This is a genomic window from Faecalibacterium taiwanense (genome assembly GCF_036632915.2).
Taxonomy (GTDB): Bacteria; Bacillota; Clostridia; order Oscillospirales; family Ruminococcaceae; genus Faecalibacterium; species Faecalibacterium taiwanense.
Genome location: NZ_CP155552.1, coordinates 953,843 through 976,109, shown reverse-complemented (window position 1 = coordinate 976,109; position 22,267 = coordinate 953,843). Strand labels below are relative to the sequence as shown.

20 protein-coding genes, 1 tRNA gene and 1 pseudogene are annotated in these 22,267 nt (G+C 53.8%); 16 read left to right on the top strand and 6 right to left on the bottom strand.

Annotated elements, in window-relative coordinates:
- Positions 1-15: 15 nt before the first annotated feature.
- The 3 genes from PXT33_RS04865 to PXT33_RS04855 are packed head-to-tail and all read right to left on the bottom strand — an operon-like array spanning position 16 to position 1,689.
- Complete coding sequence (locus PXT33_RS04865) at positions 16-654, bottom strand: sigma-70 family RNA polymerase sigma factor (RefSeq protein ID WP_173859775.1); 639 nt, start codon at positions 652-654, stop codon at positions 16-18.
- Positions 638-1,480 carry a helix-turn-helix transcriptional regulator gene (locus PXT33_RS04860; protein ID WP_173859776.1) on the bottom strand — a complete coding sequence of 281 codons (843 nt, stop codon included), beginning with the start codon at positions 1,478-1,480 and terminating at the stop codon, positions 638-640. Before PXT33_RS04860 ends, PXT33_RS04865 begins: the two co-directional genes overlap by 17 nt.
- Positions 1,480-1,689 (bottom strand): helix-turn-helix domain-containing protein, encoded by a 210-nt coding sequence (locus PXT33_RS04855; RefSeq protein WP_173859777.1) that lies wholly within the window; start codon positions 1,687-1,689, stop codon positions 1,480-1,482. The genes PXT33_RS04860 and PXT33_RS04855 overlap by 1 nt, the downstream gene beginning before the upstream one ends.
- 231 nt (positions 1,690-1,920) lie before the next feature.
- Between PXT33_RS04855 and PXT33_RS04850 the strand changes: the two genes are divergently transcribed.
- From PXT33_RS04850 to PXT33_RS14800, 6 genes and pseudogenes are all read left to right on the top strand, one after another.
- A complete protein-coding gene (locus tag PXT33_RS04850; RefSeq protein WP_173859778.1) occupies positions 1,921-2,538 on the top strand; it encodes a CHC2 zinc finger domain-containing protein in 618 nt (205 codons plus the stop codon).
- Positions 2,531-3,829: a phage/plasmid primase, P4 family gene (locus tag PXT33_RS04845; RefSeq protein WP_345786145.1), complete on the top strand. Its 1,299-nt coding sequence runs from the start codon at positions 2,531-2,533 to the stop codon at positions 3,827-3,829. Before PXT33_RS04850 ends, PXT33_RS04845 begins: the two co-directional genes overlap by 8 nt.
- A gap of 434 nt (positions 3,830-4,263) precedes the next feature.
- Positions 4,264-4,521 (top strand): LLM class flavin-dependent oxidoreductase, encoded by a 258-nt coding sequence (locus PXT33_RS04840; RefSeq protein WP_347070492.1) that lies wholly within the window; start codon positions 4,264-4,266, stop codon positions 4,519-4,521.
- Positions 4,522-4,845: 324 nt separating this feature from the next.
- Entirely contained in the window at positions 4,846-6,135 is a 1,290-nt protein-coding gene (locus PXT33_RS04835; protein ID WP_195488830.1) for a plasmid recombination protein, read from the top strand.
- A 13-nt stretch (positions 6,136-6,148) separates the two neighbouring features.
- On the top strand, positions 6,149-6,472 hold the full coding sequence (locus tag PXT33_RS04830) for a hypothetical protein (protein ID WP_347070491.1): 324 nt from the start codon (positions 6,149-6,151) through the stop codon (positions 6,470-6,472).
- Positions 6,450-8,192, top strand: a pseudogene (locus tag PXT33_RS14800) (DUF4368 domain-containing protein). The gene PXT33_RS04830 and the pseudogene PXT33_RS14800 overlap by 23 nt, the downstream one beginning before the upstream one ends.
- Positions 8,193-8,590: 398 nt before the next feature.
- Here the strand turns inward: PXT33_RS14800 and PXT33_RS04815 are convergent.
- Positions 8,591-9,073, bottom strand: coding sequence for a GNAT family N-acetyltransferase (locus PXT33_RS04815; protein ID WP_097773887.1), 483 nt, complete (start codon positions 9,071-9,073; stop codon positions 8,591-8,593).
- Positions 9,074-9,223: 150 nt separating this feature from the next.
- Between PXT33_RS04815 and recG the strand changes: the two genes are divergently transcribed.
- Positions 9,224-11,284: an ATP-dependent DNA helicase RecG gene (gene recG / locus PXT33_RS04810; protein ID WP_332376013.1), complete on the top strand. Its 2,061-nt coding sequence runs from the start codon at positions 9,224-9,226 to the stop codon at positions 11,282-11,284.
- A 69-nt stretch (positions 11,285-11,353) separates the two neighbouring features.
- Here recG and PXT33_RS04805 read toward each other — a convergent pair whose 3' ends face one another.
- Positions 11,354-12,046: a metallophosphoesterase gene (locus PXT33_RS04805; RefSeq protein ID WP_097773889.1), complete on the bottom strand. Its 693-nt coding sequence runs from the start codon at positions 12,044-12,046 to the stop codon at positions 11,354-11,356.
- Positions 12,047-12,221: 175 nt separating this feature from the next.
- On the opposite strand from PXT33_RS04805, the gene PXT33_RS04800 reads away from it, so the two are divergent.
- On the top strand, positions 12,222-13,562 hold the full coding sequence (locus PXT33_RS04800) for a D-alanyl-D-alanine carboxypeptidase family protein (protein WP_298638487.1): 1,341 nt from the start codon (positions 12,222-12,224) through the stop codon (positions 13,560-13,562).
- Positions 13,563-13,640: 78 nt separating this feature from the next.
- Here PXT33_RS04800 and PXT33_RS04795 read toward each other — a convergent pair.
- Positions 13,641-13,714 (bottom strand) — tRNA-Gln (locus tag PXT33_RS04795).
- A gap of 313 nt (positions 13,715-14,027) precedes the next feature.
- Between PXT33_RS04795 and PXT33_RS04790 the strand changes: the two genes are divergently transcribed.
- The 8 genes from PXT33_RS04790 to PXT33_RS04755 all read left to right on the top strand — a co-directional run bounded on the left by PXT33_RS04790 (position 14,028) and on the right by PXT33_RS04755 (position 22,251).
- On the top strand, positions 14,028-14,486 hold the full coding sequence (locus PXT33_RS04790) for an InlB B-repeat-containing protein (protein ID WP_243139283.1): 459 nt from the start codon (positions 14,028-14,030) through the stop codon (positions 14,484-14,486).
- Positions 14,487-14,534: 48 nt separating this feature from the next.
- Positions 14,535-14,756: a hypothetical protein gene (locus tag PXT33_RS04785; protein ID WP_223388047.1), complete on the top strand. Its 222-nt coding sequence runs from the start codon at positions 14,535-14,537 to the stop codon at positions 14,754-14,756.
- A gap of 326 nt (positions 14,757-15,082) precedes the next feature.
- Entirely contained in the window at positions 15,083-15,625 is a 543-nt protein-coding gene (locus tag PXT33_RS04780; RefSeq protein ID WP_005945339.1) for a hypothetical protein, read from the top strand.
- The gene (gene lepB, locus PXT33_RS04775; RefSeq protein WP_005945336.1) at positions 15,622-16,212 is read left to right on the top strand and encodes a signal peptidase I; all 591 of its coding nucleotides are present in this window, start codon (positions 15,622-15,624) and stop codon (positions 16,210-16,212) included. The genes PXT33_RS04780 and lepB overlap by 4 nt, the downstream gene beginning before the upstream one ends.
- A 15-nt stretch (positions 16,213-16,227) precedes the next feature.
- Positions 16,228-18,846, top strand: coding sequence for an LPXTG cell wall anchor domain-containing protein (locus PXT33_RS04770; RefSeq protein WP_347070488.1), 2,619 nt, complete (start codon positions 16,228-16,230; stop codon positions 18,844-18,846).
- Positions 18,847-18,949: 103 nt separating this feature from the next.
- Positions 18,950-20,569: an isopeptide-forming domain-containing fimbrial protein gene (locus tag PXT33_RS04765; protein ID WP_347070487.1), complete on the top strand. Its 1,620-nt coding sequence runs from the start codon at positions 18,950-18,952 to the stop codon at positions 20,567-20,569.
- A gap of 79 nt (positions 20,570-20,648) precedes the next feature.
- A complete protein-coding gene (locus PXT33_RS04760) occupies positions 20,649-21,494 on the top strand; it encodes a class C sortase (protein ID WP_097780842.1) in 846 nt (281 codons plus the stop codon).
- The gene (locus tag PXT33_RS04755; RefSeq protein ID WP_347070486.1) at positions 21,481-22,251 is read left to right on the top strand and encodes a SpaA isopeptide-forming pilin-related protein; all 771 of its coding nucleotides are present in this window, start codon (positions 21,481-21,483) and stop codon (positions 22,249-22,251) included. Before PXT33_RS04760 ends, PXT33_RS04755 begins: the two co-directional genes overlap by 14 nt.
- Positions 22,252-22,267: the final 16 nt, after the last annotated feature.

The following is a 22,267-nucleotide window of genomic DNA, read 5'->3' as shown; positions in this document are numbered from 1 at the left end:
TATACTATTTTTCGCTCAATACCACCAAGGCAATTCCAACCAGAAGTTATCCAGAGCCAGCTTTTCCGTGGACTTTGCCCTGCTCTCTGACAGGTGGAAGTGCTTCGCTGTTTCGTTCAAGGGATGGAGTACATCGTCCTCAAAGCCAAAACGATACCAAAGGTAAGCTTTATCTCGTTCCTCAATCATTTGCAGAGCTGTATGGATTTCTTCGTGAGTTTCCTTGGCGATGAAAATCTGTTCCGGGTTCTGTATTCTGGAATCGGCTATAAATTCATGCCGTCCCTTGTTTTCGCCCTTTTTGACCTCATCCAGACGGATAATACAGTCCAGATTTTTGGCTTCAAAGGTGGGATTCTGCCTGCGGATGTAGTCCAGCATGGCGTTATGAATAGCCGGGGCAGCATAGGTCAGAAACTTGTTCCCGTAGTCGGGTTGAAAGCTGCTTATGCAGCCCAGAAGCCCCAAGGAACCCTCCTGCACCAAATCGTTCAGTTCAATGCCGAGGGCAGCGTTCAGCTCCCGCTGTGCGCTCCATATTTCATATGCCGTCTTTCGGATGAATCGCAGATTGTTCTCTACAAGGGCATTTTCCGCCCATTTGTCGCCGCCCTGCGCCGCAATACAGAGTTCTTCGTTATTCTGTGGTGTCATCGCTTTGTCCCTGTGATTCCGGCTGTTGCAGAGTCGTTTTCAAAAGGTCAACCAATGACTGGTTGAAGTTCAGCAATGCTTCCTGATTGACATAATCCATACCGGAAACACTGCCCGTGACGGCATCTGCAACAGCTTCCGGCGTAATGGTCGGAACGGGCGTATCCTGTCCCTTGGTCAGCTCGGTAAACATCCTCTCAGTGGTTTCCTTGCTGATTGCCTTGGCTGCGGCCAAATCGCTGCCTGCTTCTTTCTTGATTTCCTTAACCACCGTCATAAAGGTGTTCTGGATCGTAGTCTGGTCAGCCTGATAAGCGGGAACTTTCATAGCATTGGCGGTTCTTGCTGCCTGTACTGCGGCACTGGTTTTGTTTATCCCCAGCAGCATGGAACTGAGGGTAGCATACATCTGATTTTGTGCGGCATATCCTCCTGCAAGGGTATCATCCATATACTGTGCAATCATATAAGTAACCGTGGCAAAGCGGGGATTTTCAAGCAGACGGTTGACTACATCATTGTTGACCTTTCCGGTATAAAGATTCTTTGCAGCTTCAACAGATAACCCAAGCTCTGAAATATCGTAGTTCTTTTTGTCCGGGATTACGGTAGTACCCAAGATAAAATCCGTGGACACATTGAACACTCTGGCGATGCGGATAACGCTTTCTTCGCTCAACTTCTCTGTCTTTCCGCTGAGGAAGCGACTGATTGTGCTTTCATTTACATCAATCCGAAGTGCCAGCTCTCGCTGGGTCATCTTGCGTTCTCTCATCACATCAACGATTCTTTTTCGGACATCGGCGGGTAAATAAGTATCTGCCATTATGCTTCCTCCTCTCTGTCAGCTTTCAGTTTGATATATTTTCCGCTTTTGATGCGGGCATCTGTCGGCTTTTCAGCGTCCTCCGGGATGATCCAGCGGCTTCCTGCCCGCTGTGCGCCCGGTATTCGGTCATTGTTGCAGAGAATACCAACTCTCCGGGGAGAAATGCCCCATTTTTCGGCAACTTCAAATGTAGACAGGTATTTCATATCTGCATCGTCCCTCCTGGTTCATAGTAACTTTAATTATATTCTATTTACGGAACAATATCAACCAATATTGTGTGAACACTGCCGTCCCAAAACTTGCAAAAATGCAAGTTTTCGGGGCGGCTTTTTGCTTTGCTTGCGGATGTGCCTGATTTTTCGGTTGAAAGCGTTTTTCTGCGTATATTCAGGCAGATGAAAAAATCATCGAGAAAAATCAAGGAGGTTATGCAAATGAACATTTTTGAAACAGTCAAGGCGGCGGTCACGGTTAGGCAAGCCGCCGAACACTACGGGCTGAAAATCAATCGCTCCGGGATGATTTGCTGCCCTTTCCACGATGACAGACACCCCAGCTTGAAGCTGAACGAGGATTACTTCTATTGCTTCGGTTGCGGTACTGCCGGGGATGTGGTGGACTTCACAGCAAGGCTGTTTGACATGTCCGCTTATGAAGCAGCGCAGAGACTTGCTGTGGACTTCGGGCTGGACAGGCCGCCGTCCGTGGTAGCACAGGTCAGAAAGCCCCGTCCCCGTGTAAACCAGTTGAAGCAGGACGAGCTTTTCTGCCTGAATGTGCTGTCCGGGTATCTTCATCTTTTGGAGGACTGGAAAGAGCGGTATGCTCCCGAAGCACCGGAAGACGAACTTGATGAGAGGTTCGTGGAAGCCTGTCACGAGCTGGGCTATGTGGAGTATCTGACCGATTTGCTCATTATGAGCGACTACGAAGAAAGGACTGATACGGTCAAGGAACTTTTGACAGATGGAACGATTGCAAAAATGCAAGAACGACTGGACAAGCAGGAAAAGGAGGTGCGCTGCCATGTCAGAGAACAGGAAATTGCCTGATACGAATATGCCGATTTGGTTTGACGGCAAAGCAATCAACGAAGTCATTTTCTGTGAAGAATTTCTCAGGGACTATCCCATGATTACGGTAAATGGAACTTTCTTCACTGTCAATGGCATTGTGAACGATGAAAACAGGCTGAAAAAAGAAATCTATGACCGTATCAAGCTCTATGTGACCAGCAACATTGCAAAGAGGGTCACAAATCTGCTGGATGTAATGCGAATGGAGTGCTGTGCCGATGATCTTCTCCTGTACCAAGACCGTATTCATGTGGCAAACGGCACCTATCATTTGGATGGCACATTCAGTGCGGAAAAAGATTACTGCCGCAATCGCTTGCCCGTTTCCTATCAACCAGATGCTCCGCAGCCTGTGACATGGCTGCATTTTTTGTCCCAGCTTTTGGAGCCAGAGGACATTTTGACCTTGCAGGAATTTATTGGCTATTGCTTCATTCCCTCAACCAAGGGTCAGAAGATGCTCATGCTCACCGGAAAGGGCGGCGAAGGAAAGAGCCGGATCGGTGTTGTTCTTCGTGCGCTGCTGGGTGTCAACATGAAAACCGGAAGTGTGGCAAAGGTGGAGACAAGCAACTTTGCCCGTGCCGATCTGGAACATGAGCTTTTGATGCTGGACGATGATATGAAGCTGGAAGCACTGCCCCAGACCAACAATATCAAAGCAATTATCACCGCAGAGCTACCTATGGATTTGGAGAGAAAGAGACAGCAAAGCTATCAGGGAGATTTATATGTGCGGTTCATCGGGCTTGGGAACGGTGTCCTGCAAGCTCTCCATGACCGGAGTGTGGGCTTCTTCCGCAGACAGATCATTTTGACCACCAAGGAAAAAGACCCGAACAGAAAAGACGATCCCTATATTGCGGAAAAAATGGCTGCCGAAGCGGAGGGTATCTTCCTCTGGGCATTGGAGGGGCTGCACCGTCTAATTGCAAATAATTTCCGATTTACCCTGAGCCAGTCGGCTTTGGACAATCTGAACGATGCCGTTTCAGACGGAAACAACATCATTGATTTTCTGGCTTCTGAGGGCTATATCCGCTTCCGTGCAGATTATGAAGCAAGCTCCAAAAATCTGTACGCTGTTTACAAGCAGTGGTGTGATGATAACGCCTTGAACAGCCTTTCCCAAAAGAGCTTCTGCTCGTTTCTAAAGCAGAATGAAAGCCGATACAACCTTGAATACACCAACAAGGTCAACATTGGCGGCGGACGATTTGCCAGAGGGTTTGTGGGCATCGAACTTCTGCAAAGACCGTTTCTATGAAAGCGGTAGTAACTCAGAAGTACGTGTACCATCCGTACCGGATGGAGCCGATTGTCAAGCGTGCACTTGGTACACGTACTTTTCGCTTACTATCGTTTTTCCGCCTTAGAAACATCCGCACCCCTCTTTTTGAGGGCTGGAAAATCAATGGTAATGGAAACGGCGAAGTTTTTAACCGTAGGGCGAAATCATTTTGCGAAACAGTGCTTCTCTGGACAGTGAACAGTCTTTACGAAATAATGGCGGTTTTCGCTGTTTCAGACCAAAGCACAAAAAGCAGTAAACTGGGATAGGGTCACTTGCGGGCAGGACATCACAGGCGATATTTCTATCGCATTTTATGAAAGTCAAATATTACACGGAACAGCGAAGCGGACACGCCAATGGGCGCACCAGCTTCGCTTTTTTACAACAAATTATGGAGGTTTTTCAATATGAGCAATGTACGAAACGAAATCAAGGCACAGATCGTCCGTGCCGGATTTACCATGCAGGATGTGGTGGACAAGCTGGCGGAGGATTATGGCTGGTCGGACAGCGTATCTAACCTTTCTGCAAAGCTCCAAAGAGAGAGCATCCGCTACAAAGAGGTCATCGAGCTTGCCGATGTGCTGGGCTATGACATCGTGTGGCAGAAACGGGGGAGCGATGATGCGGCATATCTTATCCCCTCGCAGCTCCCGTCCCCATAGGAAGTGCCGCAGTGCTTCCTATGGACTGGCAGTGAATACAATCGGCAATGCTGCTGTTTGTTCGCTGCCGCTGCCTACAAGGGATTGTGGAACAATTCTGCTGGCAGACAGGCTGGACAAGAGAAAAGGCAAAGGGCATTTTTCGAGCTGGACAGCAGAGGTCACCGCAGTGACCGCACTCCCCTCCGGAGGAGCCCTCGGAGAGCCCACGGCACTTTGCAGCCAGTATGGATGAAAGTGTAATAGTGGGTTATTACACTTTGAAAAAGTGCCTCTCGCAAGCCCCTCATCCCTCACAAATCTTCTCGGAAAGGAGCATGCCCCATGGCAAGAAATGATGGAATTGACCGCACCGTTGCCCGTAACCAGGATATAGAAACCGCCGATGATCTGGCAAAGGTGCAGGAACACAACGAACGGGAAAAAGACAGTTACAGCAATCAGGACATCGTGCCGGATCGTTCTTCTCTGAACATTCATTTCAAAGAGCCGACAGCCGGTTACGAAGAAATGTTTACCCAGATGGAACAGGACAAGGTGATCTCCACCAGAGGGCTGAAAGCGGATGCCGTGAAATACGGTGAGCTGGTATTCGATGTGAACTCCGCTTACTTCTACAATCACGGCGGCTATGAATTTGCCAAACAGTTTTATGCCGATGCCTATAAAGCCGCCGTGGAGGTGGTGGGCGGTGAACAGTATATTCTCTCTGCTGTCATGCACGCCGATGAGCGCAACCGGGCTATGTCGGAAGCTCTTGGCGAGGATGTGTACCACTACCACCTCCATGTGGTCTATATCCCGGTGGTTGAAAAACAGATCCTCTGGTCGAAGCGGTGCAAGGACGAAGCCCTCCGGGGGACAGTCAAGGAAACCATCATGCAGGTCAGCCGCAGTAAGAAATGGGAATCCAAACCTGTTCTTGACGGGAACGGCAATCCCATGCTGAATACAAAAGGCAAAAAGATTTTGAAGTCATCCTACAGTGTATTGCAGGATGACTTTTTCAATTTCATGCAAGCCGCCGGGTATACCGATGTGGAGCGTGGAGAGCGTGGCAGCACTGAGGAACATCTGACGGTAACACAGTTTAAGGTGCAAGCCGAAACCCAGCGTCTGGAAGCTGTGACCGCACAGGTGGAACAATCGGAACAGACCTTGGCTGACACCCAATCCGCCGTAGAAAAGCAGGAAAAGAAGCTGAAAGCTCTGCAAAAGGAAACCAAGACAGCAAAGACAGTGGCAATAACCGTGCAGGATATTGAAGCAATGGGTAAGAAAAATTCCTTTACCGGAAATGTCACCCTCACAGCAGACCAGTGCGATACCCTGAAACGCTACGCTGTCAACGGGATTATCTTTAATGCTGAGAATAGTCGCCTGAAAGAAAAACTGGATTCCGCTGTAAAATCCGCTTCCATCTGGAAACAGCGGCATGACGAACTGAACGAAAAATATAATGAACTGAAAGAAAAAGCCCAGCCCTATCTGGATGCGTTGGAAATCGCAGCAGAACGGGTCAGGACTTTTCTTTCTGCCATCCTCGCAAGGGGAAAAGAAACTCGTGAACACACAGCTCATGTCCGCAAGCACGGACGGGATATGGAAATTTAAGGAGGAAAATTTGATGATAAATATTGTAACAAAACTGAATAACATGATGCTGGATGGTACGCCACATCTGGAAATGGTAGAAGCCTGTTCCGGGATTGATTTGGAATCCTGCTTCGACCCTATCTTTGAACCGCCCATTGATTTTGTGGAGGAATGCCGGAAACGGCAGGAAGCGGCACAGTCGCCGTACCATTGTACCGTGGAACGCCTGATTGGAAATACGTGGTACACCATTGAAACTGTATGTGATGGAAATGAGCCGCTTACCGACAAGGTAAAACGGCTCATTTTTTCGGATAAGGGGTGGCTTGTTAATGACACAGACACAAAATTATGATAATATATTATTATGCACACCGATTCTGTCAGCTGACCAAAACGCAAAGGAGGACGTTATGGATCAGCAGAAAATTACCATCATCTATTGCCGCTTATCCGTGGAGGATATTAAGGAAAATTCCAAGGGCGGCAAGGCTGATGAATCAAATTCAATACAGAATCAGAGAGAGTTTTTAACCAGATACGCAAAAGAACATGGGTACACCAACCTGAGAATTCTGGTGGATGACGGTTATACCGGGACGAACTTCAATCGTCCCGGCGTACAGGAGGGCTTCGACCTCGTAAAGCAAGGCCTTGTCGGTTGCTGGCTGGTCAAAGACCTGAGCCGCTTCGGGCGTGATTATCTGACTGTCGGACAGTACACAGACATTATCTTCCCCAGCTATGATGTACGATTTATCGCCGTCAATGACGGGGTGGACAGTGAACGGGGCGACAGCGAGGGTATGGCTGCAATCCGCAATCTTTTCAATGAGTGGTATCCCCGTGATACCAGCAAGAAAGTCCGTGTCAGTCTCCACCAAAGGGGAACCAGCGGCAAGCACATGGGCAAGCCGCCCTACGGCTACCGTTGTGACCCGGCGGACAAGGATCATTGGATTTTGGATGAAGATGCGGCTCCTATCGTCAAATATATCTTTGACCTGACCGTTTCGGGAAAGGGACCGGATGCCATAGCCAGAATTTTGGAAAACCAAAAATCCTGACAGCAAAAGCTCTGTATGCCCAGCGCAAGGGAAAGCAATGCCGGAAAGACCATATCATTGGGCTGGACAATCCGTTGCAGGTATTCTGGAACGGATGGAATACACAGGCTGTACCTGTAATTTCAAGACCTATTCCAAATCCTACAAGCTGAAACAGCGGATTCCCAATTCCCGGAGGATATGTTCATCCTGCCGGATACGCAGGATGCCATCGTATCACAGGCACAGTGGGACAGGGTGCAGGAGCTTCGCAAAAACAAACGCCGCCCCGCAAAAGCGGAACGGCAGGGCTTCTTCTCCGGGCTTCTGTTCTGCCCTGACTGTGGAAACAAGCTGCACTTTGCCACTTGCAAGAGCTTTGAGGGCAAGCAAGACCATTATGTTTGTTCCAGCTACAAAAGTGGTCGTGGAATGTGCAGCGCACACTATATTCGTGAAGATGTGCTTCGTGAGATGGTTCTGGAACGAATCCGGGCAGTCAACGAGTATATCCGAAACGATGTGGAGGGCTTTCAAGAGGAATGGCTGCACTGCCGCCGTGCCGATCAGGAGCAGAGTATCCGGGACGATAAGAAGCGAGTGGAACAGGCAAAGAAGCGCCTTGCCGACCTTGATATTATCATTTCCCGGCTCTATGAGGATTTTGTTCTTGGAAATCTCGGTCAGGAACGGTACAAGAAAATGTCCGCTGACTATGAAGCGGAACAGGAACGGTTAAAACTCGAAATTGAAGTGACCGAAGAATGGGTGGAACAGCAGAATGAAATGAATGATGGTCTGGATGCCTTTATTGCCCTGACGAAAAAGTATGTGGACGTGACCGAACTGACACCGACGATTGTAAATGAGTATATCAAGAAAATCGAGGTGTTTGCTCCTGACAAGTCCAGCGGCAAGCGGCGGCAGAAAATCAAGATTTACTTCAACTTCGTTGACGAGGTTGACATTCCTGTTTTCAGCGAACCCAGTATTGCAGAATCAACCTACGGACGCAGAAAAACGGCGTGACCTTTCGGTCACACCGTCTTCTGTCCCTGTTCGTAGCCAAATAGTTACTTGTCACTATTAAGCCTTCGGCTTCCGGGATTTTTTTGTTTTGCGTTGTTCCCTATCAGCCTCCTCGCCCTCTCCGTCACCTACGGTGACAGACTCCCCGGAGCGGGGAAGTCTTTCCTCAAAGGGAGAGCCTCTGGCGAAACCGGTCACTTTGCAGTTAAGCCGAAAAGTCTGCCGCAGTGCCGCACTTTCGCAGAAAGCGGCACTGCAAATGCCGTCTACCTTTACGCCCCCTCCAGTGAAAATGCAATGCCGGAGCTTCCGCGGACGCTCCGGCATTGCTCTCTTAAAAATTATTCTTCCGCTGAATACGGCCGGAGCAAGGCGTAGGCCATTCCAGATCGTCCCCCTCAGAACTTCAGCCGCATCTGGTACCACACCACGCCCCCGTGGGTGGAGCCGGAAACGCCCTCGTTCACAAAGCCGAACTTTGCATAGTAGTGCACCAGGGCCTCCTTGCAGGTCAGTACCAGCCCCTTCCGGCCTTGGGCCCGGGCGTCGGCAATGGCCTGCTGCAGCAGCTGCCCGGCGTACCCCTGTCTGCGGCAGGCCGGGATGGTGTTTACCCCAAAGATCATCTGCCAGGCACCATTCTCCCGGTGGAGGGAGGCGTCGGCGTACATCTCATCGGTCAGGTCCGGCCAGTCGGTGCAAAAGCCGTCCACAAAGGCCAGCAGCCTTTCCCCCTCCCACAGCAGCCAAAAATGATCGCCGTACTGCTGCAGCCGCTCGGCAAACTCCTCTGCCGTAGCCGCCTCTGCCGCCGGGAAGCAGGCCGCCTCCACCGCTGCAATGGCCTCCAAGTCCTTTAAGGTCCCCTTACGGATCTCCATAAATATTCTCCCCTCTTTTTCTTCCGAGTGTACCACAGTTCCTGCCCAAAGGCAAAGGTCCTGCCGGTTTTTCCTTTTTGGGCCATTTGCATCCGCTGCCGCTCCGTGTTACAATGGCTATATTGCATCCAGGAAAGGAGCTGACACGCCATGCCCGCCGAAAACCATACCACCCTCACCCCGGATACGCCGGTGCGCTACCTGAAGGGCGTTGGCCCCAAGACCGCTGAGCGATTCGAGAAGCTGGGCATCGTGACGCTGGCCGACCTGCTGTGCCACTACCCGCGCAGATATATCGACTTCACCAAACCCTATTCCATCGCCGAAGCGCCCACCGATGTGGAGTGCGTCGTCAGGGCCGAGGTGTTCGCCAAACCCGGCGGGCGTATCCTGCCGGGCGGGCGGCGGATGGAGCGCATCACTGCCGGGGACGATGTGTCCAGTCTGGAGATCACATGGTTCAATAATCCCTATGCCGCCCAGAAGCTGCAGCTTGGGCAGGAATATTATTTTCAGGGCATCGTTACCGGCGGGATGCTGCGCCGCCAGATGGTCAACCCGCAGGTGCGCACCGCCGAGCAGATCAAGGCTTCTCCCTTTGAAGCGGTCTACCCCCAGACCGAGGGCCTGACCAGCAATGCCATCGCCAAGTGCGTGCGGCAGTTGCTGCCCCATGCAGAGCTTCTGCCCGACCCTCTTCCGCCGGAAATGCTGGCAAAATACCGCCTGCTCCCCAAGGCAGATGCCGTGCGGGCCATCCACTGCCCTGCCACCGAAGAGCAGGCCTATGCAGCCCGGCGGCGGCTGATCTATGAAGAACTTCTGGTTTTGCAGCTGGGCATTGGCCGGATGAAAAACCGGGGTGCCGCTGCCACCGGTGCGCCCATGCAGCTTGCCGACCCGTCCCCGTTCTGGGCCAGCCTGCCCTTTTCCCCCACCGGAGCCCAGCGCCGGGCCGTGAGCGAGATTCTGGCCGACATGGCGGGCGAGACTTCCATGAACCGCCTTTTGCAGGGCGATGTGGGCAGCGGAAAAACGCTGGTGGCGGCTGCCGCCATCTGGGCGTGCATCCGGGCGGGGTATCAGGCCGCGCTGCTGGCTCCCACCGAAATTCTGGCCACCCAGCACGCCGAAGGCCTGAACCGGATGCTTGCCCCCTTCGGGATGCGGGTGGCCCTGCTGACCGGCGGCATGAAGGCCGCTGCACGCCGCACCACCCTTGCCGCCATCCGGAACGACGAAGCCGACCTTGTGGTGGGCACCCACGCCATCCTCAGCGAAGGCGTAGAGTTTGCCCGGCTTGGTCTTGCCGTGATCGACGAGCAGCACCGCTTTGGGGTACGGCAGCGCGGAATGCTGGCCGAAAAGGCCGCGAATCCGCACCTGCTGGTGATGAGCGCAACGCCCATTCCCCGCACGCTGGGCCTGCTCATCTACGGCGATTTGGACATCTCCATTCTGGACGAGCTGCCGCCGGGCCGCACACCGGTCAAGACCCGCTGCATCACCGGCAAAAAGCGGCGCGACCTCTACCATTTTCTCGATCAGGAGATCGGGCGCGGGCGGCAGGTGTATCTGGTCTGCCCCGCCATCGAGGACACACCGGATGGCGGGCTGAACGCCGTCAAGAGCTACTACGAGGACATTGCCAAAGCCCTGCTGCCGGAGCGCCGGGTAGGCCTGATGCACGGCAAGCTCAAACCCAAGGAGAAAGCTGCCGTGATGGAGGACTTCAAAGCCGGACGGCTGGACGCACTGGTGTCCACCACCGTCATTGAGGTGGGTGTGGATGTGCCCAATGCCAGCGTAATGGTGATCGAAAACGCAGAGCGCTACGGTCTGAGCGCCCTGCACCAGCTGCGCGGCCGCGTGGGACGCGGTGCAGCGGAGAGCTGGTGCTTTCTTGTCAGCGACAACCAAAGCGAAAACGTACAAAAGCGGCTAAAATTTTTGTGCAGCACCACGGACGGCTTTGCGGTGGCACAGTACGATCTGGAGACCCGCGGCCCCGGCGACTTTTTCGGCAGCCGCCAGCACGGCCTGCCCACCCTGCAGATCGCCGACCTGATGAACGACACCCGCACCCTGCACGCTGCGCAGGCGGAAGCCGTTGCCATGCTGGCCGACGACCCGCTGCTGGAAGCGCCGGAGCACGCACTGCTGGAACAGCAGGTGCAGCAGATGTTCGAGAAAGCCGGAGCCATGAACTGATCCGGAGGTTTTTGCGCACAAGCAACAGCAAATGCAAAAGCCGCTGCACGGCTAGTGCAGCGGCCCCTGTTATCGAACGGAACGCTTTGCGTGCCGTTCGCCCATGCTTATCACATCGCAGAACACGCAGCGGCTTTTGGTGGAAAGCTGGGTATCCTTATGGTAGCAGCCAAAAAACCACTTGTCGTAGGTCAGCTTCAACAAAATTTTATCCAGAAAGCTGTGCAGCTGGTTGGTCTCGCCGCTGGCAAGGGCGGTAAAATCCAAAAATCTGCTTGGCGCATCGTGGGTCAGCACATAATCCACTTTGTAATCGCACGCTGCAAGGTTCTCCTCACAAAAGGCGTATTCCTCCTCCGAAGGCATTTCTTCCCTCCACCAGTTCACGCCGGGTTCCCGATCCTCCACATCCTGGCTTTCCGCACCGCCAAAGCACAGGTATTTTTTGTTCTCCAATTCCAGCACACTGCCGCGGCACACATGGTACACATTGCCACCCAGTGCCTGCACCTTGCCGCCAAAGCGTTCCTCGGTGGGATACTGCTTTAAAAGGTCGTAGTTTTCGTGGCTGCCGTCCAGAAACAGCAGGGTATACGGGCGCTTGCGCAGCCAATCCAGCTTTTTCTGTTCCTCCTTGCTGCCGTCCCACACAAAGCCAAAGTCGCCCAGTACCACCACGGTATCCCGTTTGCCCAGCCAGCGCAGCTTTCCGTGCTTGAAGCGGTCGATGTCGCCGTGGGTGTCCCCTGTCAGATATACCATTCCTGTCCTCCCTGACCGGATGTGAAATCGGCACAATAAGCCTTGTCACACCCCGCCAAACCTGTTATTATAAAGAATACAGCCTTCCGCTGTGATCTCGTTCTTATCCGGCGCACGGCGCTTGTGCCGTGCTGCCTGTTGTTTTATATTATCGCTTTTTAAAGGAATTGTCCACATGAAACGTATTTTTGCGCTGGTTTTGTCGTTCGCTGTCCTGTTCAGCTGCCTTGTGCTGCCCGCCGGGGCTATGTTCGACCCCACCCCGGTCTATCAGGTGCAGGCACAGAGTGCCTATATCGTCAACACTGATACCAATATCATTGTCTATGATAAGGACAGCACAAAGCAGGTATCCGCCGGTGGTCTGACAAAGTACATGACCATTGCCCTGCTGCTGACCAACTATGCCGACCATCTGGACGACACCTTCCAGATGCCCTTTGCCATCTCGGATTACGTTTATAACACCAACAACGCCGATATGCGCTCCAACGAGACCTTTACCTACCGCGAAGCCATGTACGCCATGCTGACCCGCAACGCCAACGAAGCCGCCATGGGCCTTGCCTATGCCCTTTCCGGCGGCGACCTCGCGGGCTGGGTGAGCCAGATGAACACCCTGTCCCAGCGCATCGGCACCACCGGCAGCACCTGGACGGATGCCTGCGGCATCGACAGCGGCAACGTGACCTGTGCCGTGGATATGTACCTGATCCTGCGCTATCTGATGAGCTTTGATGCCTTTGTGGAGGTTTCCGGTGCGCCCAGCTTTACCATGCCCGCCAAAGAAAAACACCGTTCTTCGTCTGTTCTGGTCAGCCAGAATGCCGCGCTGAGCAAATCCAGCGGCGGCAAATACTACCGCAGCGCCATGCAGGGCGGCATGTGCGATGTGACCGCATTCAAAAGCGACAGTGGCAATCAGAGCTATGTTTCATGGGCCAATAAGGATGGTGCCACCTATATTTTCTGCGTGATGCAAAGCCCGGACACCTGCGACGATTTCGGCTACGCCAACCGTCGCCCGGCCCTGTGCGAGACCGTGAAGCTGATGGACTGGGTGTTCGACAGCTTTTCCATTCAGGCCGCACTGGACACCGACCTTACGCTGGCCGAGATCCCGGTGAAGTATTCCTCCGATACCAGCTCCCTGCAGCTGTATCCCGCCGACAGCATGATGACCCTGCTGCCTTCCACCGGCGACGGCAGCGTGACCCAGAAATATTTCCACCTGCCGGATTCTGTGTGTGCTCCTGTCCAGCAGGGCGATGTGGTGGGTACCGTGGAGCTGAAGCTTGCCGGTGAGACCATCGGCGTGGTGGACCTGATCGCCGGGCAGGATGTCAGCCTGAACCCGCTGCTGTTCACGGTGGCCCGGTTCCGGGAGTTTCTGGGCAGTCTGTACCTCAAAGTTGTGATAACGCTGAGTATTATCTCTGCCGCAATTTACTTTTTGTGGACGTTCCTGAACGGCTGGAACCGCCGCAAGCCCACCAGAAAGATCCGCCGCCGCTGAGCTTTGCACCGTTCAGCCGCATTTTGTGGAAAAGTGATGCAAAAAGCCCCGTCAGCCTTTTCAGGATGACGGGGCTTTTGGTTGCGCCAGCAGGAGTCGAACCTACGATGGGGGAGTCAAAGTCCCCTGCCTTACCGCTTGGCGATGGCGCATCGTGCAAGATATTATACCATATTCTTTGTTTTTCCACAAGGGGAAGGTTCCACTTTTCCGCTTTTGCGGCGGCTCTGTGCCGCCTTTTGCAGCCTGCAATTTGTGAAAAACCAATTTTTTCATCATAACAACAGAATACGCCCATTTTGTTGCGCTTTTGTTACACTATATGTGGTAAATATAGGATTGAATAAACCTCCTCTTCCCGGCTTTTTCGTCTACTGCCTCATGGCGGGGACATCGAGGTCTGTTCTGGTGTTTCCGTTCCCGGCAGGCACCACATCCCAATTCGTCAGGAAAGCGAGGAGTCATATGAAAAAGATCTTGAAAATACTGGTCCTCGGTCTGCTCAGCGCTGCACTGCTCTGCTGTGCACTGCCCTCTGCCTTTGCCGCAGAAGACAAGGATTCGCAGGTCTACACCATTGGTTTGGATGCCATGGGCGGCAGCAGCTCCGCTGTGGCAGTCACCACCAATCTGAGCGGCAAACTCAGTGCCCTGCCCGCGCAGCCTGCGCTGGAAGGCTACACCTTTGACGGCTGGTATACCGAGCCGGTGGGCGGCACAAAAATCAGCACCTCTACGGTGTTTACCGGTGATACCACTGTGTACGCACACTGGACCGTGAAAAATGCCACCACTTCCACCAGCACATCCACGCCCGCTCAGCCGGAACAGACCGCGCAGGAATACGATGACGGCCCGATTTTGAGCGTTCTGACGGTAGCCGGTGCTCTGATCACCACGCTGGCCGTGGCTGCCTTTATTTAAGTCTTTCCACACACTGTATCAATTTTATCAATAGAAAGGAAAATCTCCATGTCTACTATGAAACTGCCCGCAAACTATGCCTCCATCAGCGAAGAGGAAATGGTCTATCTGGACGGTGGTGCCCGCGACGCTTATAACAGCTTCCTGAATGTCGGTAAGGTGTTCAACGCCATTGCCCGCATCTTCTCCGGTGCAAGCTCCATCATCAACAATGTCAACGTGATCTACCAGTCCTTCCTGACTCTGGGCGATCTGCTGAAGAGCTTCTGATCCGGCTTCTATTTTCATCTGTTTTTCAAGAACTGTCTCCGTTGTGGGGACAGTTCTTTTTGTTTTTAACGCATTTTAATCGTTTACATCAAAAGAAACAATTTTTCTTTGGCTTTGGCAAAAAAATGCACGGAAAAGGCATTTTTGTTACGCTTTTGTTACGCATACTGTGCTAACATATAAGGTGGAAGGTCATTCATCAAACTGGCGCTTTCACGCCGAAAACTGATATATCAAATGTGGTTTTGTGGTGCGAAAATTTTCGTATTTGTCGAAAGTTTTCGTTCGCCCAATCCGACCACTTTTTGCGGGAGAAATCGATCATTATGCCAGACCGTGAACTGCGGCACATGCGCCGCACCGAATTAGTCGAGATCATTCTGGCGCTCAAGCAGAGCGAGGACCGGCTCCGGGCAGAAAACGCTGCCCTGTCTGCCCAGCTGCAGGAACGGCAGATCCATATTGAAAACGCAGGTTCCATTGCGCAGGCTGCACTGGAGCTGAACAAGGTGTTTGAAGCGGCGCAGGCTGCGGCTGATGAATACGTTGCATCGGTGCTCGCAGCAAACAAAAACACCGATGCCGCTGCCAGCGCTCTGCGCGCTCAGGCGGAAGCCGAAGCCCAGCAGATCCTTGCACAGGCACAGACCGAGGCTGCGAACCTGAAGGCCCGCACCCAGCAGCAGTGCGACGCGGAAACGGAAGCCGCCGCACGCAAGCGCGCCCAGACCGAAGCGGACTGCAAGGCAATGCTTGCCCGGACGCAGCAGGAGATCCAGCAGCGCCGGGCCGCTTTTGACCGCCGGGCCAGCGAACTGCTGGACGGCTATCACAGCACGGAATTTCTGCCGGAGGAGCGTGCCAAATGAAAGAGCAAAAGATCAGGTTCACGCCCATTCCATCCACAGCAGAGGTGGAAGCAGAGCGCGAACGTCTGGCCTACCGCAGCCGTTATATGCGGGTGCTGCGCAGCACTGTCTACACGTTGCTGGTGGTCGCGGCCGTTGCCGTGCTGCTGGCCACCCTGTTTCTGCCGGTGCTGCAGGTCTCCGGCGACAGCATGAACCCCACTCTGCAGGACCGGGACATCATTCTGCTGGTCAAGGGCAGCGACATGAAGACCGGCGACCTTTGCGGATTTTACTGGCAGAACAAGCTTCTGCTCAAGCGCATCATCGGCCTGCCCGGTGATGTGATCGAACTGGACGAGGACGGTGTGGTCACTGTGAACGGCCAGACGCTGGATGAGCCATATGTAGACGAACTGGCTCTGGGCGAATGCGACATCAAATTTCCCTATCAGGTGCCGGAAAACCGGTATTTCGTACTGGGTGACCATCGGGCCACCTCCATTGACAGCCGCAGCAGTGTGATCGGCTGTGTTGAAAAAAGTCAGATCGTGGGCAAGGTTTTTTTGCGGGTATGGCCCTTGTCCAACTTCTCGTTGATCCACTAAGGAGGTTTAGGAATCATGCGGGATATTGTGAAAGAATATCAGAAAAAGTTCCGTCGGAACCACCAGCGCGCCAGACGCTATACTGCGCTGCTGCTGGCACTGGCGCTTACCACCAGCCTGTTCGTGAACTGGCAGCTGCACGGCGTGGGCATTGCCAAAACGGCCGAATATCTGTGCGGCGAGTTGGAGCACGAGCACACTGCTGCCTGCTATGAAAAGCAGCTGGTGTGCGGCTATGAGGAAGGCGAACCGGAGGACTGGAACGCCACCATGACGGACGACGGCATGTCTTTTGATGATACATTCGACATGGATGATGATGCGTTCGGCGTGGATGCGGATGATCCCGGCATTGCAGCCCATTCCGCAGAGCCGGAGTACATCTTTGTGCCCCATGAGCACACCGACGACTGCTACCAGGAAGTGCAGGAGCTGACCTGCCTGGAAGAAGAGCACACCCACGACGACAGCTGTTTTGATGAGGATGGTGTCACCTTCATCTGCGATAAATTCGAGCACACCCACGACGACAGCTGCTACACCACCACCTATGAGCTGGTGTGCGGTCTGGAAGAGGGCGAGCTTGTAGAAGAAGTGAACCCCGATTATGACCCGGTGGCCCTGTTTGAGGAGCCGGTGGCCGCAAAGCCCGTGGTGGTCGATCCTGTGACCGAGACCCCGGTGCACCACCACACCGATGCCTGCTACGAGGAAGTGCTGGTCTGCGGCCTGCCGGAGCATCACCACACGGTGAACTGCCTGTCCGACCCGCTGGACGGCACGCAGGACGAGGACGAATGGCTGGCGCAGACCGGCACCACGCTGAGCGGCAACTGGGCCGACGACCTGCTGGCCGTAGCCGAGAGCCAGCTGGGCTATGAGCAGAGCGAGCGCAACTTCCAGCTGGACGATGCCGACGGCGAGACCGTGCGCCACTACACCCGCTACGGCAACGACTACGGCAACGACTACGGCCCATGGGACGTGATGTTCCTTTCCTACTGCCTGAAATATGCCGATATCCCCCAGAGCGCTATCCCGCAGGTTTCCAGCGTGCTGTCTTTGCACAGCCAGCTGCGCAGCGCGCTGTACAACGAAGAGACCGGCAGCGGCTATGCCATGGATTTTGACGGTGATCTGCCGTCTGATGCCGCAATGCCCGGTGATATCGTCATTTACAATGGCACCGTGACCAAGGCCGTGGCCGCGGAAAGCCAGCCGTTGCAGGTGCAGGATGATTCCGCCGATGCCGACATTGCCCTGCTCTCCATGGATGCTGCGGCCACCACCGACACCGCGCCCCACATTGAGGAATACACCGTGGATGCCAGCACCGTTGGCATCGTGAGCGATGTGGACGAAGATTTCGGCACCCTGACCGTGATCTCCGGCGATGTGGACGGCAAGGTGGCTAAAGTCACGCTGAATGCTTCGCAGGTGACAACGCTGGTGTCTGTGGCAAATGCGCAGCAGGCCGATTACGGCGTGTCTACGCCGGATTTCAAAGTCGAAGATGACGCAGGTGCCATTACCGCCATCAAAGGTCTGGATGCACTGGATTACCTCACTGCTCTGGAGGTGCAGCGCAAGAATGGCACTGAATACGAGGATACCAACGTCACCACCATTTCGGAGCTTCTGCACAGCAGCCTGACCGTCACAGATATCCCGGCCCAAGCGATCCAGGAAAACGACTACTGTGTCCATGTTAAGCTGCCCAAGAGCTTTGATGTGCTGAACGATGAGCTTATCTCCGGCAAACTGGAAGATACCGGCAATTATGACACCTGCGGCAGCTACCAGCTGCTCAAGGGGAATGACGGCTGCTGGTACGCCGTGCTGCGGTACGACCAAGACTATATCCAGCGGAAAGAGGCGGAAGGCGCAGGCGCGGATACTTCCGATGCCAAGGTCACCAGCAACGTTGCCTTCAATTTCCAGTGGAACCAGAGCGAGGTCACCAGCAGCGGCTTTAATCAGATCGAGGTCAACAAAGATTACTCCCTTGATATCACCATCAACCCGGATGAAACCCCCGATGAGGATAAAAAAGACGATAAGAACTATGACCTTAACCAGAGCGTGAAGGACCCGCGCTACAATGGCAGCGATGCCTACCTGGATTACACTGTTACGCTTGTGGTCCAGAACGAACAGGCCGGCCCGCTGACGCTTGCGGACAGCATGACCCTGCCCACCGGCGTAACCGCCGAATATGTCGAAGACTCGCTCCAGCTCAGCATGGAAAACGGCAATACAGCGCTCCGCATCACTTGGGAAGATGATAATGGTGAGCGCAAGATCACCTTGGGTTCTGCCGGTTCCCCCATTGCCGTAGGCACCTATTATATCTGCTACACCGTCAAGCTGAAGGACTTTGGCAAAACGGCTGTTGACGGTGAAGTAATCAATAACATCAAGATTCTGGATACGACCATCAGCGATGATGCCGAAGAGTCGGTAAAAACCGACAGCCTTGTGATCACCAGTCAGGCCGATCCGTCCGACTACGAACTTCCCTCTACCGGCGGGGCCGGTACCAAACTGTATACAGCAGGCGGCGGCGCGCTGATGCTTGCCGCTCTGGTGTGCGGGGTTTGCAGAAAGCGCAGACGCGAAAGGAGGGCACGTTAAAAAACCTGCATCCTTCCTGACACGGCGGCAAAATTGATTCTGCGCCGGAAGCAGACCCTGAAAATAGGAATCAGAAAAACTTGAAAGGAGATTTTCGCAAATCATGATGAAGAAAACAATCAAAAAGCTGCTGGCCGCACTGCTGGCAGTTGCCATGGTGTGCGCCATGGCGATCCCGGCGTTTGCAGATGACACTGAGGAGGACCTCGGCAAAAACCACTGTTACGACGCTTTCCAGATCTTCAAGGGTGATGTTACGGGTAATGATACTGATGGCTTTAAGATTTCCAACGTTGGGTGGGGCAGCAGCATCGCTCATCCTAACGAGTTTCTGGCGCAGTTGACGGAAGATCTTACCATCGGCGATAAGTTTGAAACTAGTTTCACTCCTCAGGAAGCTGCTGCGGTTATCAGCCAATGGAGTGATTCCGATAATAACAGCATCGCTTTTGCGCGTTGTGTATGCAACTATGTCTACTCGGATGGAGACTCGACACCCGTCCTTCAAGGTGGTCACACCAATGGCTTCAAACTTGAAGAGGCAGGTTATTATCTGATCGTTGATACTTCCTCCTTTAGCAGTGACGCTAATAACGATTCCTATCATGCCTACAATTCCTTCCTGCTGAAGGTTAACAAAGCAAACTATCACGTTCAAATTACGCCTAAGGTTGTAAAGCCCACTGTTAAGAAGGAAGTCTACGACAACGACGATGGAAGCTCTTCTGGTGACAATAACGGTTGGGGCAGTTCCGCTGACCATGCAATCAACGAAGAGTTCAAGTTCAGGCTGATTGCTAAGTTGCCCGAAAGCGAAAACAATGGCCATGCTTACGATTACTATGATAAGTACTCGGTTATCTTTCATGATACCCTGTCCGATGGCATTACTTATGACAGACCCGATAGTGTAGTCATTAAATCCAATGGCAAGACCTATGTTATCCCCAACGATTCTTCGAAGTATACTATCGGTCTTGAAAGTCAAAACTATCTTGTGGTAAAAATTCCTGATGTTAAGGCCTGTGCCAAAGACGCAGAGTTTGATTTGAATGACGGCGCTACTATTACGGTCACCTACACTGCACACCTGAACGAAAATGCCGCTGTCAATGGCTCTGCCGAGAACAAAAACAGCGTACGGCTCCAGTACTCTAATAACCCCAGACCCGACGGCGAATACTGGGGCTACACTCCCAACTACACTCCCGAAAGCGAAGTCTATGTGTACACCTACCAGCTGAACAACACCAAGTATCACGATACAGCTGAAAAGGGCAACGAGTTGAAGGACGTTGGCTTCCGTCTGTACAGCGATGCGGATTATAAGAATGAAGTGGAGCTCTACCAAGACGGCGAATTCTACTACCCCATCAAAAACGCATCCAATAAACAGGCTGTTGAAATGAAGTCTGCCGAGGATGGCACGTTCAACGTTAAAGGTCTGGACGCTGGCACCTACTACCTGAAGGAGACCAAAACTCCTGCCGATTACAATCCCTGCGATGTACCCCCTGTGATCATCAAGGCAAACCACAAAGGAAATCAGGTTGATCTGAACGGTTCCACCCTGTCTACCACCATCATCAACAACAAAGCCGGCGGCATTACCCTGCCCTCCACCGGCGGCATCGGCACTACCCTGTTCTATGTGGTCGGCGGCGGCCTAATGGTTGCGGCCATCGTTCTGCTGGTCACCAAGAAGCGCATGGAGAACAAGTAAGCTCCATTTCCCCCAAGAACCCGGAGCAAAGGGGCCGCAAGGCCCCCGCTCCTATCCTTATAACATTAGGGAGTAGCCCATGAAAAAGAACAAAAGCACCATCATCCTGATCCTCGTCTTTTTCGTGGGTCTATCCGTGATGTTATACCCCACCCTCAGCGATTACGTCAACCAGCTGCATCAGTCCCGTGCTGTGGCCACCTATGCCGAGGATGTGGACAATCTGACCGATGCCGACTACAGCGCCTATTTCGAGGCGGCAGATGCGTTCAATGCGCAGATCGCCGCCGACCCGGACGCTTTGTATTTCCCGCAGCGCTTTCCCACCTACGAAAGCACGCTGGATGTGACCGGCACCGGCATTATGGGCTACATCACCATTGAAAAGATCGGTGTGGAACTGCCCATCTACCACGGCACCAGCGATGGCGTGCTGCAGATCGCCGCAGGCCACTTGGAGGGCACCAGCCTGCCGGTGGGCGGCGGCAGCACCCACGCGGTCATTTCGGCCCACCGCGGCCTGCCCAGCGCCAAGCTGTTCACCAATCTGGACCAGCTGGAAGTGGGCGACACCTTCACCATCACGGTGCTGGACCGGGTGCTGACCTACGAGGTGGACCAGATCTCCATTGTACTGCCCACCGAGACGGACAACCTCAAGGTGGTGGACGGCAAGGACTACGTCACCCTGATGACCTGCACCCCCTACGGCATCAACTCCCACCGCCTTCTGGTGCGGGGACGCCGCATCGAAACGCCGGACAAGCTCAAGCACATCCGTGTAACAGCCGATGCCATCAAGATCGAACCGATCATCACAGCTCCCATCATGGCACTGCCCCTGCTGCTGGTGCTGCTGCTCTGGCTGCTGTTCTCCAACCGCAAACGCAAATCTACAAGAGGTGAAAAACATGAAACGCACTGATCTCAAAAAGCACGCTGCGGCCCTGCTTTTGGTGCTGTGCCTTCTGGTAACAAGTGCGCTGCCTGCCCTTGCCACCAGCGCAAACATCAAGCTGGTGGACAGCAGCGGCAATCCCACTACCGGCACCATCTGCGTTACGCTGTACGACAGCGCCAACGATAAGGCGCTGAGCGGCGGCAAGCTCACTTTGTACCGTGTGGCCGAGGTAAAGCGCCAAAACGGCAACCTGAGCTACGAATACTGCGGCGATTTCTACGGCTGCGGCATTGCGCTGGGTGATTTGACCGACAGCACCCTTGCGGCCCAGCTGCAGGAGTATCTGCCCCAAAGCGCCGAGGGCACCACAAAGACCATTGATGCGGACGGCAACGTGACCTTCTGTGGTCTGGAGCTTGGCCTGTATCTGATCGTGCAGACCGAGGCTTCCAAGGGCTATGAGCCGATCAATCCGTTCCTTGTCTCTCTGCCCATGGCGGAGGATGGCAAGTGGAATTATGCGGTAGATGCCAGCCCCAAGGTGGGTGCTTACACCCCCACCAAGCCGGACACGCCGCCTACGCCCCCTACCCCGCCTACGCCCGATTATCCTGATACGCCTACCCCGCCGGACAACCCGGATAACCCGGTCTTTCCCGGTAATCCGGTCCTCCCGGTAATCCGGACAATCCCGTGGCTCCGGGCCACCCGGATCATCCGGCAGCACCCGGTAATCCAGACAGCCCCGTTCTGCCGGGCCACCCGGATAACCCGGCAATGAGCGGTCTGCCGCAGAC

Bases quoted from the DNA above. Each gene is read 5' to 3' on its own strand.
- PXT33_RS04840 (WP_347070492.1), top strand. From the start codon at position 4,264: ATGAGCAATGTACGAAACGAAATCAAGGCACAGATCGTCCGTGCCGGA.
- PXT33_RS04765 (WP_347070487.1), top strand. From the start codon at position 18,950: ATGATGAAGAAAACAATCAAAAAGCTGCTGGCCGCACTGCTGGCAGTT.
- PXT33_RS04830 (WP_347070491.1), top strand. From the start codon at position 6,149: ATGATAAATATTGTAACAAAACTGAATAACATGATGCTGGATGGTACG.
- PXT33_RS04815 (WP_097773887.1), bottom strand. From the start codon at position 9,073: ATGGAGATCCGTAAGGGGACCTTAAAGGACTTGGAGGCCATTGCAGCG.
- recG (WP_332376013.1), top strand. From the start codon at position 9,224: ATGCCCGCCGAAAACCATACCACCCTCACCCCGGATACGCCGGTGCGC.
- PXT33_RS04850 (WP_173859778.1), top strand. From the start codon at position 1,921: ATGAACATTTTTGAAACAGTCAAGGCGGCGGTCACGGTTAGGCAAGCC.
- PXT33_RS04855 (WP_173859777.1), bottom strand. From the start codon at position 1,689: ATGAAATACCTGTCTACATTTGAAGTTGCCGAAAAATGGGGCATTTCT.
- PXT33_RS04835 (WP_195488830.1), top strand. From the start codon at position 4,846: ATGGCAAGAAATGATGGAATTGACCGCACCGTTGCCCGTAACCAGGAT.
- PXT33_RS04785 (WP_223388047.1), top strand. From the start codon at position 14,535: ATGTCTACTATGAAACTGCCCGCAAACTATGCCTCCATCAGCGAAGAG.
- PXT33_RS04865 (WP_173859775.1), bottom strand. From the start codon at position 654: ATGACACCACAGAATAACGAAGAACTCTGTATTGCGGCGCAGGGCGGC.
- lepB (WP_005945336.1), top strand. From the start codon at position 15,622: ATGAAAGAGCAAAAGATCAGGTTCACGCCCATTCCATCCACAGCAGAG.
- PXT33_RS04790 (WP_243139283.1), top strand. From the start codon at position 14,028: ATGAAAAAGATCTTGAAAATACTGGTCCTCGGTCTGCTCAGCGCTGCA.
- PXT33_RS04780 (WP_005945339.1), top strand. From the start codon at position 15,083: ATGCCAGACCGTGAACTGCGGCACATGCGCCGCACCGAATTAGTCGAG.
- PXT33_RS04805 (WP_097773889.1), bottom strand. From the start codon at position 12,046: ATGGTATATCTGACAGGGGACACCCACGGCGACATCGACCGCTTCAAG.
- PXT33_RS04760 (WP_097780842.1), top strand. From the start codon at position 20,649: ATGAAAAAGAACAAAAGCACCATCATCCTGATCCTCGTCTTTTTCGTG.
- PXT33_RS04755 (WP_347070486.1), top strand. From the start codon at position 21,481: ATGAAACGCACTGATCTCAAAAAGCACGCTGCGGCCCTGCTTTTGGTG.
- PXT33_RS04800 (WP_298638487.1), top strand. From the start codon at position 12,222: ATGAAACGTATTTTTGCGCTGGTTTTGTCGTTCGCTGTCCTGTTCAGC.
- PXT33_RS04770 (WP_347070488.1), top strand. From the start codon at position 16,228: ATGCGGGATATTGTGAAAGAATATCAGAAAAAGTTCCGTCGGAACCAC.
- PXT33_RS04860 (WP_173859776.1), bottom strand. From the start codon at position 1,480: ATGGCAGATACTTATTTACCCGCCGATGTCCGAAAAAGAATCGTTGAT.